The organism is Citrobacter sp. GW821-FHT07H02 (genome assembly GCF_059418505.1).
In genome coordinates this window covers 224,492-238,598 of the sequence record NZ_JBWKPZ010000001.1, presented here as the reverse complement: position 1 = coordinate 238,598, position 14,107 = coordinate 224,492, and the positions used below count along the sequence as shown (strand labels likewise).

Sequence of the window (14,107 nt, the reverse complement as noted above, 5' to 3'; positions counted from 1 at the left end):
TATATTGAACGTCCAATCAAAAAACGGTTAAATACATAAACACAACTGATGATTGGAGCAGTGAAAAATGCCCAAAGTGGGGATGCAAACCCTTCGCCGCAGGCAGTTGATCGACGCCACGCTGGACGCCATTAATGAGGTTGGCATGCACGATGCCACCATCGCGCAAATAGCCCGCCGCGCCGGTGTTTCGACCGGCATCATTAGCCACTACTTCAAGGATAAAAATGGGCTGCTGGAGGCGACGATGCGCGACATCACCAGCCAGCTTCGCCACGCTGTTTTACATCGTCTGCATGCGCTGAAAGACGCCCGCGCCGAGTTGCGATTACGCGCCATTGTGGCGGGGAATTTCGATGACAGTCAGATAAGTCAGGCGGCAATGAAAGCCTGGCTGGCCTTCTGGGCGAGCAGTATGCATCAACCGATGCTGTTCCGGCTGCAGCAGATCGCCGGTAAACGTCTGCTCTCCAACATTGTTTACGAGTTCAGGCGTGAGCTTTCGCATCAACAGGCGCAACAGGCGGGCTACGGGCTGGCGGCCCTGATTGACGGACTGTGGCTACGTGCCGCACTCAGCAACGAGCCGTTCAATCTGAGTCGCGCTCAGGCGCTGACCACCCATTTCATCAGTCAACATTTGCCGAAAACCACTGACTAACCGAGGAGAGTGTATGTCCCGAATGGCAGAACAACAGCTTTACATTGACGGTAGATACACTGCCGCCACCAGCGGTCGCACCTTCGAGACTACCAATCCCGCCAACGGTGAAATCCTGGCCACCGTACAGGAAGCGGGCCGCGAGGATGTCGATCGCGCCGTGAAGAGTGCCCAACGCGGGCAGAAAATCTGGGCGGCGATGACCGCCATGGAACGCTCGCGGATTTTGCGCCGGGCGGTGGATATTCTGCGCGAGCGTAACGACGAGCTGGCAACACTGGAGACGCTCGACACCGGGAAGCCGTTCAGCGAAACCGCCAGCGTCGATATCGTGACCGGCGCCGATGTGCTTGAGTATTACGCCGGGCTGATCCCGGCGCTGGAAGGCACGCAAATCCCGCTGCGTGAAACCTCTTTTGTTTACACGCGCCGCGAACCGCTGGGCGTCGTCGCGGGCATTGGCGCGTGGAACTATCCGATCCAAATCGCCCTGTGGAAATCCGCTCCGGCACTTGCCGCTGGTAACGCGATGATCTTCAAACCCAGTGAAGTCACCCCGCTCACCGCCTTAAAGCTGGCAGAAATCTATACTGAAGCGGGTCTGCCGGACGGCGTCTTTAACGTGCTGCCGGGGACTGGCGCCGAAACCGGGCAATGGCTGACGGAACATCCGGGCATCACGAAGGTTTCCTTCACCGGCGGTGTCGCCAGCGGCAAAAAAGTGATGGCGAACTCAGCGGCATCCTCGCTCAAAGAGGTGACGATGGAGCTGGGCGGGAAATCACCGCTGATTATTTTTGAGGACGCCAACCTCAATCTTGCCGCAGACATCGCCATGATGGCGAATTTCTATAGCACCGGCCAGGTTTGCACCAATGGCACCCGCGTGTTTGTTCCGACACGGATGAAAAGCGCCTTTGAACAAACCATCCTCGCCCGCGTAGCGCGCATTCGCGCAGGCGATCTGTTTGACCCGTCCACCAACTTTGGCCCGCTGGTCAGTTTTTCGCACCGCGAAAACGTTCTGCGCTATATCGACAGCGGTAAGGCGGAAGGTGCAACGCTGCTCTGCGGCGGCGAGGCGCTGAAAGGCAACGGCTTTGACAACGGCGCGTGGGTTGCCCCGACGGTCTTCACCGACTGTCATGACGAAATGACCATTGTGCGTGAAGAAATTTTCGGCCCGGTGATGTCAATCCTGACTTACGAAGACGAAGACGAGGTCGTGCGCCGCGCTAACGATACGGACTACGGACTGGCGGCAGGCGTGGTGACCCACGATCTCAACCGCGCGCACCGCGTGATTCACCAACTGGAAGCGGGGATCTGCTGGATCAATACCTGGGGTGAATCCCCCGCCGAAATGCCGGTTGGCGGTTACAAACACTCGGGCATTGGTCGCGAAAATGGCGTGATGACGCTGCAAAGTTACACCCAGGTGAAATCCATCCAGGTTGAGATGGGTCAGTTTCAATCCCAATTCTAACCAGGAGGTTTATTTGCATTTTGACTACATCATTATTGGCGCCGGCTCCGCCGGCAACGTGCTGGCGACACGCTTAACAGAAGACAACGATACCACCGTACTGCTGCTGGAAGCAGGCGGTCCGGACTATCGCGCCGACTTTCGCACTCAAATGCCCGCCGCCCTCGCCTTCCCCTTACAGGGCAGGCGCTATAACTGGGCCTATGAAACCGAACCGGAACCGTACATGAACTATCGCCGCATGGAGTGCGGGCGAGGAAAAGGGCTGGGCGGATCGTCACTGATTAACGGCATGTGTTATATCCGCGGCAATGCCCTTGATCTTGACAACTGGGCGCAGGAACCGGGTCTCGAACACTGGAGCTACCTCGATTGCCTGCCCTACTACCGTAAAGCGGAGTGCCGTGATACCGGCGCTAACGACTATCACGGCGGCGAAGGCCCGGTGAGCGTCACCACCCCAAAGCACAATAACAATCCCCTGTTCCATGCGATGGTAGAAGCGGGCGTCCAGGCAGGATATCCACGCACCGACGATCTCAACGGCTACCAGCAGGAAGGATTTGGTCCGATGGACAGAACCGTCACGCCGCAAGGTCGTCGCGCCAGCACCGCCCGGGGCTATCTTGATCAGGCCCGGCAGCGCCCGAATCTGACCATCATCACCCATGCCCTGACCGACCGTATCCTCTTTGACGGTAAAAAAGCGGTAGGCGTGGAGTGGCTGGAAGGCGACAGCACCCTTGCGAACAAAGCAACCGCACGCAAAGAAGTGCTGCTTTGTGCCGGGGCGATTGCCTCGCCACAGATCCTGCAACGCTCCGGCGTGGGCGATCCGGCGCTGCTCGCCGCCTTTGCGATTCCGCTGGTACACCCTCTGCCTGGCGTCGGCGAAAATTTGCAGGATCATCTGGAGATGTACCTGCAATATGAATGCAAAGAACCGGTGTCGCTTTACCCGGCCCTGCAGTGGTGGAACCAGCCGAAGATTGGCGCAGAATGGTTATTCGGCGGCACTGGCACGGGTGCCAGCAACCATTTTGAAGCGGGAGGGTTTATCCGCAGCCGTGACGGATTTGCCTGGCCGAACCTTCAGTACCACTTCCTGCCGGTCGCCATTAATTACAACGGCTCGAACGCCGTCAAAGAACACGGTTTTCAGTGCCACGTAGGCTCAATGCGCTCCCCCAGTCGGGGCCATGTGCATCTGGCATCACGTGACCCGCGTGAACACCCGGCCATTCTGTTCAATTACATGTCGGCGGAGCAGGACTGGCAGGAGTTTCGCGACGCGATTCGCATCACGCGGGAAATCATCAACCAGCCCGCGCTGGATCAATACCGTGGCCGGGAAATCAGCCCGGGGATTGACTGCCAGACCGATGAACAACTGGACGCCTTTGTGCGCGATCACGCCGAGACGGCGTTCCATCCCTGCGGGACCTGTAAAATGGGGTATGACGAGATGGCGGTGGTGGATAGCGAAGGAAGAGTCCATGGCGTAGAGAATCTGCGCGTGGTGGATGCCTCGATTATGCCGCAAATCATTACCGGCAATCTGAACGCCACCACCATCATGATCGGCGAGAAAATTGCCGACGCCATTCGCGGTCGTACACCGCTGGCCAAAAGTACCGCCGATTATTATGTGGCAGGTGATACGCCAGTACGAACAGCGCCGCAGCGCTAACACAGACTCCGCTCTGGGCGCAGAGCGGAGACGCACTTATGCGCCGCGACACGCCACCAGCGTTTTTCTCTGCTGGCCGTGCTCATCAAAATTCTCCGGTGCCAGCCAGCATTGCAGCGCGCGATCGCATTGCGGCCATTCGCCGTCAATCATCGACAGCCAGTCGCTGTCACGATTACGCCCTTTGCGCACAATTTTTTGCCGAAACCGGCCTTCATAGACAAAACCTAATCGCTCCGCCGCCTGGCGCGATGCCGTATTCAGCGAATCGCATTTCCATTCGATGCGACGGTATCCTTGCGCAAACGCATGGCCCAACAGTAGCCAGATTGCTTCTGTACCCAGCACCGTCTGCTTCATTCGCGGTGACCAGGTCACATGCCCAATCTCGACCGACCCATGCTCCTGCTCAATCGCCATATAGCAAACCAGCCCTACTGCACGTACCGAGCGGGCATCAATCACGGCAAAAGGAACCAGCGTCTCGTCACGGGCTTTGCCATCGAGCCAGCGGGTTGTCGCCTGCACGCTTTCCGGGCGTTCGCTGGCAAGCCAGGTCCAGTCACGCTCATCGGCGGCCTGCGCATAAGCATCGAAAAGGTCAGCGGCATGGCGTTCAGGTTCGAGGGGTTCCAGTCGACAATAACGCCCGTCAAGCGCAACACGGGAAAGCCGTGACGCCCCCGTCCAGTCCGGCAGCGCGTCGCCCACCGTTTGTCCATACAGATTAATTTCCGGCACAGTTCACCCCAGCAGATTGGTCGTTAAATTTTTATATCAGTTTGCTTGCGGCAAGAAAAGACACCGCCCAGGAAATCATCAGTCTGGTGAATAAATACCGTCTTCTATAATGAGGAATAAACACCCACACACGAGTCCGCTATGCCGCTACCCGACTTTCATACCTCCACACCGTTTACGCTGGGCATTGAGCTGGAAATGCAGGTGGTTAACCCGCCGGGTTATGATTTGAGCCAGGATTCCTCACACCTTATTGATGACGTCATCCCCCATCTTCAGGCCGGAGAAGTGAAGCACGATATCACTGAAAGCATGCTGGAGATGGCAACCGGCATCTGCCATAACATCGACCAGGCTGCCGCACAGTTTTCGGCGATGCAGCAGATTATCCTAAACGTTGCAGCAAACCACCATCTCGCCATTTGCGGCGGCGGCACCCATCCGTTTCAGACGTGGCAGCGCCAGCAAGTCTGCGACGATAAACGCTATCAACGTAACCTGGAAAGCTTTGGTTATCTGATCCAACAAGCGACCGTATTTGGTCAGCATGTGCATGTCGGTTGCGCCAGCGGTGATGACGCCATCAACCTCCTGCACGGCTTGTCCCGCTTTGTGCCGCATTTTATTGCGCTTTCTGCCGCATCGCCCTATATGCAGGGTTCAGACACCCGCTTTGCCTCCTCGCGGCTGAATATCTTCTCTGCCTTTCCGGATAACGGTCCCATGCCGTGGGTCAGCAACTGGCAGGAATTTGAGGGTCTGTTTCGCCGTCTGAGCTACACCAGTATGGTCGACAGCATCAAAGATTTGCACTGGGATATTCGCCCCAGCCCTCACTTTGGGACGGTAGAAGTCAGAGTCATGGATACGCCGCTGACCCTGAGCCACGCAGTCAATATGGCGGGGTTGATTCAGGCCACCGCCTGCTGGTTGCTCTCTGAGCGCCCGTTTAAACATCAGGAACGGGATTACCTGCTGTATAGATTCAATCGTTTTCAGGCGTGTCGGTACGGTCTGGACGGTATTGTGACGGATGTACACACCGGCGAGCATCATCGACTGGCGGACGACACGCTGCGTCTGCTGGAAAAAATCGCCCCCTTTGCTGACAAGGTCAATGCCGCCAGCGCGATTGAGGCATTGCATCTGCAGGTGAAAAATGGGCTGAACGAGGCGCAGCAAATGCGTCATTTCATCAAGGAGGGCGGTTCGTTAACCGGTCTGGTAAAAAAACATACTGAAATCTGGGCGGGACTTTAACGGTGTGGTTTGCGTTACCTGACGATATCCCGGACAATGGCTTTTTAACTCAAGTTTAACAATGCCATGAAACACCCCCTTGAATCGTTGATGACCGCTGCCGGTATTCTGCTGATGGCGTTTCTCTCTTGTTTGCTGCTGCCCGCGCCGTCGCTCGGCCTGGTGCTGGCGCAAAAGCTGGTTGCGACCTTTCATTTGATGGATCTCAACCAGTTTTACACCCTGTTGTTTTGCCTGTGGTTCCTGGTGCTTGGCGCCCTCGAATACCTTGTGATTCGTTTTATCTGGCGGCGCTGGTTCTCACTGGCGGAGTGAATCGCGAAGGCCGTGCCATTGCGCCTCCCGATGCTGTTTAGTGCGCACGGCTATGATTTTCTTTACGGTACGCACCGGGCGGCTGGTTAAACGTACGGGTAAACACCCGCGTAAACGTCTGCTGCGAATCAAAGCCGTATTTCAGACAGATGTCATACACTTTCTGGTCTGTATCGCGCAAATCACGCGCGGCCAGTCGCAGTTTACGCTGCCGAACGTAGCGCCCCAGATTCTCACCTTTGTACTGCAAAAACAGGCGTTGCAGATGCCACTTTGAATAGCCCGCATGACGCGCAATATCATCAATGCGTAACGGCTGATTTAAATTATCATCAATCCACGCAACAATTGTTTCGATAACCCGAGCGGAAATCGTCATGGTGCTCTTCCCTCTTTAAAAAGAATCCTTATTCCCACCAGGCCGTAAACGACTGCGTTGGGTCAGCCAGATTTACCTGCTCGCCTAACGTCGGCGTCAGCAACCGGTAGTCTTTATTGCGACTCGCAAACGCCAGACGTTTATACGGATCGTCCCAGGTGTGTTTCGCTAGCACAAAGCGCCCTGCATGGCCGGGTAAAACCGCCTTTGCATGCAGGTCCTGCGCGGCCCTCGCCGTTTCTTCTGGCATCATATGGATGTACTTCCAGTCCTGGTCATACTGGCCGTTTTCCATGATGGCCAGATCCACGGAGCCAAACTGTTCCCCTATCGCTTTAAAATGCGGCCCGTAACCCGAGTCGCCGCTGTAGTAAATTCGCTGTTCTGGCGTCTCAAACATAAAACTCGCCCACAAGGTCTGGTTGCGTTTAATACCCCGGCCAGAAAAATGCCGGGCAGGCAAGACATGAACCATCAGTGAGTCATCGACTCTGACTGACTGGTTCCAGTCGCGCTCTTCAATGATGTCGCTGTTCATTCCCCAGTAGCGCAGATGCGAACCGACGCCCAACGGAACGATCGCCCGTTTAATCTTCGGTATTAACGCCGTGATGGTGGCGTAATCCAGATGGTCATAGTGATCGTGCGAAATAATCAGCAGATCGATGTCCGGCATCGTGTGTGCCGTCCAGGGATAATTCCCGGCAAACGCTTTGTTTAAAAACGAAAACGGCGCGGCGTAGTTGCTGAATACGGGGTCAATCAGAATGCGTTTGCCTGACAGTTGCAGATACCAGGAAGAGTGCCCCAGCCAGATAAGCGTCTCTTGCGCCTGCGGCAAACCGGCAATATCGGTAGGCACCAGCGGCAAGGGCTGAGGCGGTCGCGCATTTTCCCGTTTCGCCACCAGAAACTCCCACCACGCGGCAATCATCCCTTTATCTCCGGTATAACCCGGCGTAGGCAACGCGTTGCGAAACGCGCCATCGCGATAGTGCGGCGACTGTTCAATCCGGGTTAATTGGCTGCCTTGCGGCGCCTGACCAAACCCGGGATTAAGGACAAACGGCAAACTGGCTGCTGAGGTAATGAGCATAATAAAAACCACACAAACTGTGAGACGCTTCATATCCTGACCCGAAAACGCGCACCTTTCCGATGGTTTGCGCGGCTGACTCTTGATTATGAGTGAGTAGGCACTCATTATAGAAAGCGAACGTTTCCCGTCAAGATGATTTTCAATCTTTGACATTCGCCGTTGCGGCGCTGCACATGCCGTGATTCAATCGTATTTTCTTACAGACTTAAGGGTAAAGTGTAGTGGCTCGTCCGAAGAGTGAAGACAAAAAACAGGCATTACTGGAAGCCGCAACCACGGCGATTGCGCAATCCGGCATCGCGGCATCGACGGCGGTCATCGCCCGGGGCGCAGGGGTTGCAGAGGGAACGTTGTTTCGCTATTTCGCGACAAAAGATGACTTAATCAACGCGCTTTATCTCCATCTGAAACAGAATCTCTGCCAGTCCATGATGGCGGAACTGGATCGTTCGATTACCGATGACAAGACCCTGACCCACTTCATCTGGAAGAGCTACATCAACTGGGGTCTGAACAACACTACCGGGCATCGCACCATTCGCCAGCTCGCGGTCAGTGAAAAGATCACCAAAGAGACAGAGCAGCAGGCGGATGACATGTTCCCCGAACTGCGCGATCTCTGCCATCGCTCCGTGCTGCCGGTTTTCATGTCTGAGGAATACCGCGCGTTTGGCGATGCGCTGTTTCTTTCACTGGCGGAAACGACCATCGAGTTCGCCGCCCGCGATCCCGCCCGCGCCGATGCGCTCATCTCGCTGGGTTTTGAAGCGATGTGGCGCGCCCTGACCCGTGAGGAAAAATGATGGATGGGCAAACCCTGCATGAATGCGCGAAACGCATCGCGCTTGAACTGCCCTTTACCGAGCTTTGCTGGCCATTCGGTCCGGAATACGATGTCTTTAAAGTGGGCGGCAAGATTTTCATGATTGCCTTAGCGCATCAAAGCCGCCCACTCATTAATCTGAAGTCCGATCCACAAAAATCACTGCTTAATCAGCAAATTTATCCCAGCATTAAGCCTGGCTATCACATGAACAAAAAACACTGGATCTCCGTGTATCCGGGCGACGATATCAGCGAGTCACTGCTTCACGATCTGCTGAATGATTCCTGGAACCGGGTGGTCGATGGCCTGGCGAAAAAAGATCAGAAACGGCTGCGCCCCACCTGATTTATCGTTGGCGCGGATAAGTGTTTTTGCATTTTTCTCTCTTATCTTTTCTGCGCCAACCCTGTACCCTGCTGGCAGATAACACACCCGCAGAGGGTGCCAAAACACTCAGGAGTATTTATGGATATCGTTTCTGTCGCCTTAAAACGCTACTCCACTAAGGCGTTCGACCCCAGCAAAAAGCTGACCGCAGAGGAAGCTGAAAAGCTGAAAACGCTGCTGCAATTCAGCCCGTCCAGCACCAACTCTCAGCCGTGGCATTTCATCGTGGCCAGCACTGATGAAGGTAAAGCGCGCGTTGCGAAATCTGCCGCCGGGAGTTTTGTGTTTAACGAACGCAAAATGCTCGACGCGTCCCACGTGGTGGTCTTCTGTGCCAAAACGGCTATGGATGACGCCTGGCTTACGCGCGTCGTGGATCAGGAAGAGATCGATGGCCGCTTCGCCACGCCAGAAGCCAAAGCCGCTAACCACAAAGGCCGTACGTTCTTCGCCGATATGCACCGTAAAGAACTCAAAGACGACAACCACTGGATGGCAAAACAGGTTTACCTCAACGTGGGTAACTTCCTGTTGGGCGTGGCGGCAATGGGCCTTGACGCTGTTCCCATCGAAGGTTTTGCTGCCGACATTCTCGACGCAGAGTTTGGTTTGACGGAAAAAGGCTACACCAGCCTGGTCGTCGTTCCTGTCGGACATCACAGTATCGAAGATTTTAACGCTGCCCTACCGAAATCGCGTCTGCCTCAGGAAACTACCCTGACGGAAGTCTAAAACGCACTCTCCGTGCCGGATCACGGCGTTGCCTGAGATCCGGCCGATCAATGATCTGCGCATTGTCTCCCCTGCCCGCATTTGCATATTTTCTCTACAACCTTCATCATAGGTCTCTGTTTATTAAGGAGACATTATGCAGGAATTGATATCTCAGGTAGAGGAGTTAGGCATTGAAATGAATCACACCACCTCGCTGGTGATGATTTTTGGCATTATTTTTCTGACTGCCATTATTGTGCATATTATTTTGCACTGGGGAGTGCTGCGTACCTTTGAGAGACGTGCGAAGGCCAGTTCCCACCTGTGGCTGCAAATTATTACTCAGAACAAGCTGTTCCACCGACTGGCGTTTACCTTGCAAGGTATTATCGTCAACATCCAGGCCGTGCTGTGGTTACACAAAGGCAGCGAAGCGGCAGGCATTCTGACCACCTGTGCGCAGCTGTGGATCATGATGTATTCCCTGCTGTCGATGTTCTCCCTGTTGGATGTGATCCTAAACCTGGCGCAAAAATTCCCCACTGCGTCTCAGCTTCCGCTGAAGGGGATCTTCCAGGGCATTAAGCTTATCGGCGCGATTCTGGTCGGTATTCTGATGATTTCGCTGTTAATTGGTCAATCGCCCGCGATTCTCATCAGCGGTCTTGGTGCAATGGCCGCCGTGTTGATGTTGGTGTTCAAAGACCCCATTCTCGGGCTGGTCGCCGGGATCCAGCTCTCTGCCAACGATATGCTCAAACTGGGCGACTGGCTGGAGATGCCGAAATATGGCGCTGACGGCGCGGTGATCGATATTGGCTTAACCACCGTGAAAGTGAGTAACTGGGATAATACCATCACCACCATCCCGACCTGGTCGCTGGTGTCCGACTCGTTTAAAAACTGGAGTGGCATGTCCGCGTCCGGTGGCCGTCGAATCAAACGCAGTATCAATATTGACGCGACCAGCATTCATTTTCTCAGTGAAGAGGAGCTGCAAAAGCTGAATAAAGCGCACCTGTTAGCGCCTTATCTAACCTCGCGTCATCAGGAAATTAATGAATGGAATCAACAATTATCGGCTCCGGAGTCGGTCCTCAATCACCGTCAGATGACCAATATTGGTACCTTTCGCGCCTATCTGAATGAATACATACGTCATCACCCGCGGATTCGCAAAGATATGACTATGATGGTGCGCCAGCTGGCGCCGGACGATCACGGCTTACCGATCGAAATTTATGCGTTCACCAATACCGTCGTCTGGCTGGAATACGAGAGCATTCAGGCCGATATTTTCGATCACATTTTTGCGGTCATCGAAGAGTTCGGCTTGCGCATCCACCAGTCGCCAACCGGCAATGATATTCGGTCGTTATCGGGCGCGATTCAGCGCTAATTAGACGTCCAGGGATGATGCCGATCTCATCAACAGGATGAGATCGGCGATTCGTTAGCGGGCTTTACGGCGCAGCAATTTGAAGGTCACAAACAGGAACAGAACCCACACGGGCAGTAACATCGCCGACAGACGCATATCGTCGATCGTACACATCAGAACCAGAATCATCGCCAGAAACGCGATGCACAGGTAGTTCCCGGCAGGATAGAGAAGCGCCTTGAACTGCGTGTCACGTCCCTTACGACGCATTGCAGCACGAAAACGCAGGTGCGCAAGGCAAATCATTACCCAGTTCAGCAGCAGGGTCGCCACCACCAACGCCATTAACAGGCCAAACGCCTTTTGCGGCAGCAGGTAGTTGATCAAGACCACCAGCGAGGTGACCGCCCCGGAAAGCAGCAACGAGTTCACCGGCACGCCACGACGGCTGACACGGGTTAAGAATTTCGGTGCATTGCCCTGAACGGACAGCCCAAACAGCATCCGGCTATTGGAATAGACGCCGCTGTTATAGACCGACAGCGAGGCCACCAGAATGACAAAATTCAGCGCTGAGGCCACCGCATTGCTGTCCAGATTGTGGAAAATCATCACAAACGGGCTGCTGTTAGATTTCACCTCGACCCACGGATAAAGCGCTAACAGCACCACCAGAGAACCGATATAAAACAGCAAAATACGGTAAACCACCTGATTCACCGCTTTCGGGATGCTTTTTTGCGGATCGCACGCTTCCGCCGCGGTAATACCAATCAATTCCAGCCCGCCGAAGGAGAACATGATCACCGCCAGCGAGAGAATTAAACCGTTCCAGCCGGTGGCAAAAAAGCCGTTATAACGCCAAAGGTTCTCAATGCTTGCGTGCTCGCCGCCGCTGCCGGAAAAGAGCATCCACAGCCCGAAACCGATCATACCGATGATTGCCAGCACTTTAATTAACGCAAACCAAAACTCCGTCTCGCCATACAGACGCACGTTCACCAGGTTTACCGCATTAATAATAACGAAAAAGACGGCGGCCCAGATCCAGGTCGGGACATCGGGCAACCAGTATTGCATGTAAATACCGGCCGCTGTCAGCTCCGCCATACCCACCAGCACAAACATCACCCAGTAGTTCCAGCCGGAAAGGAAGCCTGCGAACGGTCCCCAATACTTGTACGCAAAATGGGCAAAAGAGCCAGAAACCGGTTCTTCAACGACCATTTCGCCCAACTGACGCATGATTAAAAAGGCAATGATCCCGGCGACACCGTAACCCAGCAAAACGGCCGGACCGGCCATCTGAATGGCAGGGCCAATTCCCAGAAAAAGACCCGTACCAATAGCGCCCCCGAGGGCAATCAATTGAATATGACGGTTTTGTAACCCTCGATGAAGCGTCGGTTCACTGTTCGACGCGGCATCTGACACACTGGTGTCAGATGCAGTTGACGCGTTTTTCACGCCCTACCCCTGTGTCGTTTTTATTGAGGCGCTCCTTTTAACATTTCGACTTCGTTGTCGCAAGGCACAATCCGAGGGAACGGAGAACGCGAAAACCGGCGTTTAAAGCGCCAGAGAAGCCCTAATATTGTGGGAAACAGATAATTTTCATGAATTCCGGTGGACGAAAAGGCGTCGCAGACCACAGAATGCGTTTTAATATTTTTTCTGTATTTTCAAACGGGTGTCTCAGAACTATTCTCTGTCACTCATTTTTAAGCCATGCCAGGCAACAGTTTTCATGAATAAGATCATTAAACGGCTAGAGATCGTCAAAAGCGCCATCGAACTTGAAGATGAAGAGATCATCTGGCAGCAGCTCGTTTACCTGAAAGACGACGCTCTGGATGCCGCCATTGGGTCGATTGCCCACACCCTTGAAGAGAGACGCTTCAGCGACGCCCTGGCTGAGATTACCGCCTGGCTGGACGCTCAGCGCGCGGTATCAACATGGCAGGATCCGGCTATCGCGGCCGCCAAACTGGAACTGAAAGCGCTCGAGTCCCAGTTACACGCGCTGATCGACAAGCGTAATACCCGTCTTCAGATCCTCGATGACTTTAATGATTTGTACCACCTCCGTCTTGGCCCATTAATGAGCCGCATTTTGGAATTACGCCAGCAACTGGCCGCCAGCGCGCAACGCAAACAAGAAGCCGAGCTCAGGCGCAGAGAAAAGGACTACCAATCCTGCCAGCAGTACATTTCACAGGCGATCGATCAACTGGCGACGCTCAAGCGGCACTGGGTGAGCCTCAGTTCAACGTCCCGGGAAGCGGCGGAGGTTCGAAAACGTGTTCAGCAACAGACCGAACTTATCACTGCCCTGCTGGCTGAGATTCGCGAACTGGAAAATGATTTTACCCGTCAGGAGGAGAGCGCCACTCGCCAGGCGCGCGAAAATGCAGATAACGAATATGCACAATACCGCGAACAGCAGCAGGATGCGCTGCATCGCCATGACCGGGACCAACAGCTCTCTGCGGATGAGCGCAACGAGCTTAAGCGCCTGTGGCGTCAGGCAAGCCGACTCTGTCACCCGGATGTCGTCGCCGACGCGTTGAAGGAAAAAGCGCATCAGATGATGGTTCAGCTTAACCAGGCCCGCCAGAATGCGGATCTGGCGACCATTCGCGCGCTACTCACCCAGCTTCATCGTGGTCTGGAACCCATGATGGCAAGCGACAGGCTGAACAATTCCGAACACCTGCATGCCAGGATAGAACAGCTCAGAACACAGATTAACGCCCTGCAAAAAGAGATTACTGAACTGGAGTCTGAAAACGCCTGGCGTCTTGCAACATCCGTCCAGGATAAAGAAGCCTGGTTATCTGAGCAGGAACGCTCCCTGGCGGGCATCCGCGACACGCTGGAAGAACAAATGAAACAGGCTGAGCAGGAGATCCAGGCAGGCTAAACCGCGAAAATCCGCTACCTGCCAAAACGTTTCTTAGCAAGTTACATTTTGTTATTTAGCACCAATTGCAAAATTAAAATCAAAACACTAAATAATTTAGATAATCTAGCACAAAACACCACGTGGATGATAAATCTAAAAATTTAAACCCAATAACATCTTTTCACCCTCCATTTTTCTCTTTTCTCTGCCCTTTCCCCCTCAGCATGCCAGGAATTTTCTTAGCCATCTTCCCCCTCCAGAAA

At 54.2% G+C, this 14,107-nt stretch carries 14 protein-coding genes; 10 read left to right on the top strand and 4 right to left on the bottom strand.

Features of this window, described 5'->3' with window-relative positions; genetic code table 11:
- The first annotated feature begins 67 nt into the window (after positions 1 to 67).
- Genes betI through betA form a run of 3 tightly spaced genes read left to right on the top strand, consistent with a single transcriptional unit; the run spans position 68 to position 3,837 of the window.
- Positions 68 to 661, top strand: a complete 594-nt coding sequence (betI, locus tag AC07NP_RS01065; protein WP_490468314.1) for a transcriptional regulator BetI — start codon at positions 68 to 70, stop codon at positions 659 to 661.
- Between the two features lie 13 nt (positions 662 to 674).
- Positions 675 to 2,147: a betaine-aldehyde dehydrogenase gene (betB, locus tag AC07NP_RS01060; protein WP_494659316.1), complete on the top strand. Its 1,473-nt coding sequence runs from the start codon at positions 675 to 677 to the stop codon at positions 2,145 to 2,147.
- Positions 2,148 to 2,160: 13 nt separating this feature from the next.
- Entirely contained in the window at positions 2,161 to 3,837 is a 1,677-nt protein-coding gene (gene betA / locus AC07NP_RS01055) for a choline dehydrogenase (protein WP_494659315.1), read from the top strand.
- 36 nt (positions 3,838 to 3,873) lie between these two features.
- Here betA and AC07NP_RS01050 read toward each other — a convergent pair whose 3' ends face one another.
- Positions 3,874 to 4,578 carry a GNAT family N-acetyltransferase gene (locus AC07NP_RS01050; protein ID WP_494659314.1) on the bottom strand — a complete coding sequence of 235 codons (705 nt, stop codon included), beginning with the start codon at positions 4,576 to 4,578 and terminating at the stop codon, positions 3,874 to 3,876.
- 141 nt (positions 4,579 to 4,719) lie between these two features.
- Between AC07NP_RS01050 and AC07NP_RS01045 the strand changes: the two genes are divergently transcribed.
- Positions 4,720 to 5,838: a YbdK family carboxylate-amine ligase gene (locus tag AC07NP_RS01045; RefSeq protein ID WP_494659313.1), complete on the top strand. Its 1,119-nt coding sequence runs from the start codon at positions 4,720 to 4,722 to the stop codon at positions 5,836 to 5,838.
- A gap of 66 nt (positions 5,839 to 5,904) precedes the next feature.
- Positions 5,905 to 6,153 carry a DUF1158 domain-containing protein gene (locus AC07NP_RS01040; protein ID WP_203358551.1) on the top strand — a complete coding sequence of 83 codons (249 nt, stop codon included), beginning with the start codon at positions 5,905 to 5,907 and terminating at the stop codon, positions 6,151 to 6,153.
- A gap of 37 nt (positions 6,154 to 6,190) precedes the next feature.
- Here AC07NP_RS01040 and AC07NP_RS01035 read toward each other — a convergent pair whose 3' ends face one another.
- Both AC07NP_RS01035 and AC07NP_RS01030 read right to left on the bottom strand, forming a co-directional pair.
- Positions 6,191 to 6,532: a RamA family antibiotic efflux transcriptional regulator gene (locus tag AC07NP_RS01035; protein ID WP_203358552.1), complete on the bottom strand. Its 342-nt coding sequence runs from the start codon at positions 6,530 to 6,532 to the stop codon at positions 6,191 to 6,193.
- Positions 6,533 to 6,560: 28 nt separating this feature from the next.
- Positions 6,561 to 7,661, bottom strand: coding sequence for an MBL fold metallo-hydrolase (locus AC07NP_RS01030; protein ID WP_494659312.1), 1,101 nt, complete (start codon positions 7,659 to 7,661; stop codon positions 6,561 to 6,563).
- 191 nt (positions 7,662 to 7,852) lie between these two features.
- On the opposite strand from AC07NP_RS01030, the gene AC07NP_RS01025 reads away from it, so the two are divergent.
- The 4 genes from AC07NP_RS01025 to AC07NP_RS01010 all read left to right on the top strand — a co-directional run bounded on the left by AC07NP_RS01025 (position 7,853) and on the right by AC07NP_RS01010 (position 10,957).
- Positions 7,853 to 8,434, top strand: coding sequence for a TetR/AcrR family transcriptional regulator (locus tag AC07NP_RS01025; RefSeq protein WP_203358554.1), 582 nt, complete (start codon positions 7,853 to 7,855; stop codon positions 8,432 to 8,434).
- Positions 8,434 to 8,802: an MmcQ/YjbR family DNA-binding protein gene (locus tag AC07NP_RS01020; RefSeq protein ID WP_203361301.1), complete on the top strand. Its 369-nt coding sequence runs from the start codon at positions 8,434 to 8,436 to the stop codon at positions 8,800 to 8,802. The genes AC07NP_RS01025 and AC07NP_RS01020 overlap by 1 nt, the downstream gene beginning before the upstream one ends.
- Positions 8,803 to 8,922: 120 nt before the next feature.
- Positions 8,923 to 9,576 carry an oxygen-insensitive NAD(P)H nitroreductase gene (gene nfsB, locus AC07NP_RS01015; RefSeq protein ID WP_203358555.1) on the top strand — a complete coding sequence of 218 codons (654 nt, stop codon included), beginning with the start codon at positions 8,923 to 8,925 and terminating at the stop codon, positions 9,574 to 9,576.
- 136 nt (positions 9,577 to 9,712) lie between these two features.
- A complete protein-coding gene (locus AC07NP_RS01010) occupies positions 9,713 to 10,957 on the top strand; it encodes a mechanosensitive ion channel family protein (RefSeq protein WP_494659311.1) in 1,245 nt (414 codons plus the stop codon).
- A 54-nt stretch (positions 10,958 to 11,011) separates the two neighbouring features.
- Here AC07NP_RS01010 and pheP read toward each other — a convergent pair whose 3' ends face one another.
- Positions 11,012 to 12,406, bottom strand: a complete 1,395-nt coding sequence (pheP, locus tag AC07NP_RS01005) for a phenylalanine transporter (protein ID WP_494659310.1) — start codon at positions 12,404 to 12,406, stop codon at positions 11,012 to 11,014.
- A gap of 280 nt (positions 12,407 to 12,686) precedes the next feature.
- Here pheP and AC07NP_RS01000 point away from each other — a divergent pair, with 280 nt between their 5' ends.
- Complete coding sequence (locus tag AC07NP_RS01000; protein WP_494659309.1) at positions 12,687 to 13,862, top strand: DNA repair protein; 1,176 nt, start codon at positions 12,687 to 12,689, stop codon at positions 13,860 to 13,862.
- Positions 13,863 to 14,107 lie beyond the last annotated feature (245 nt).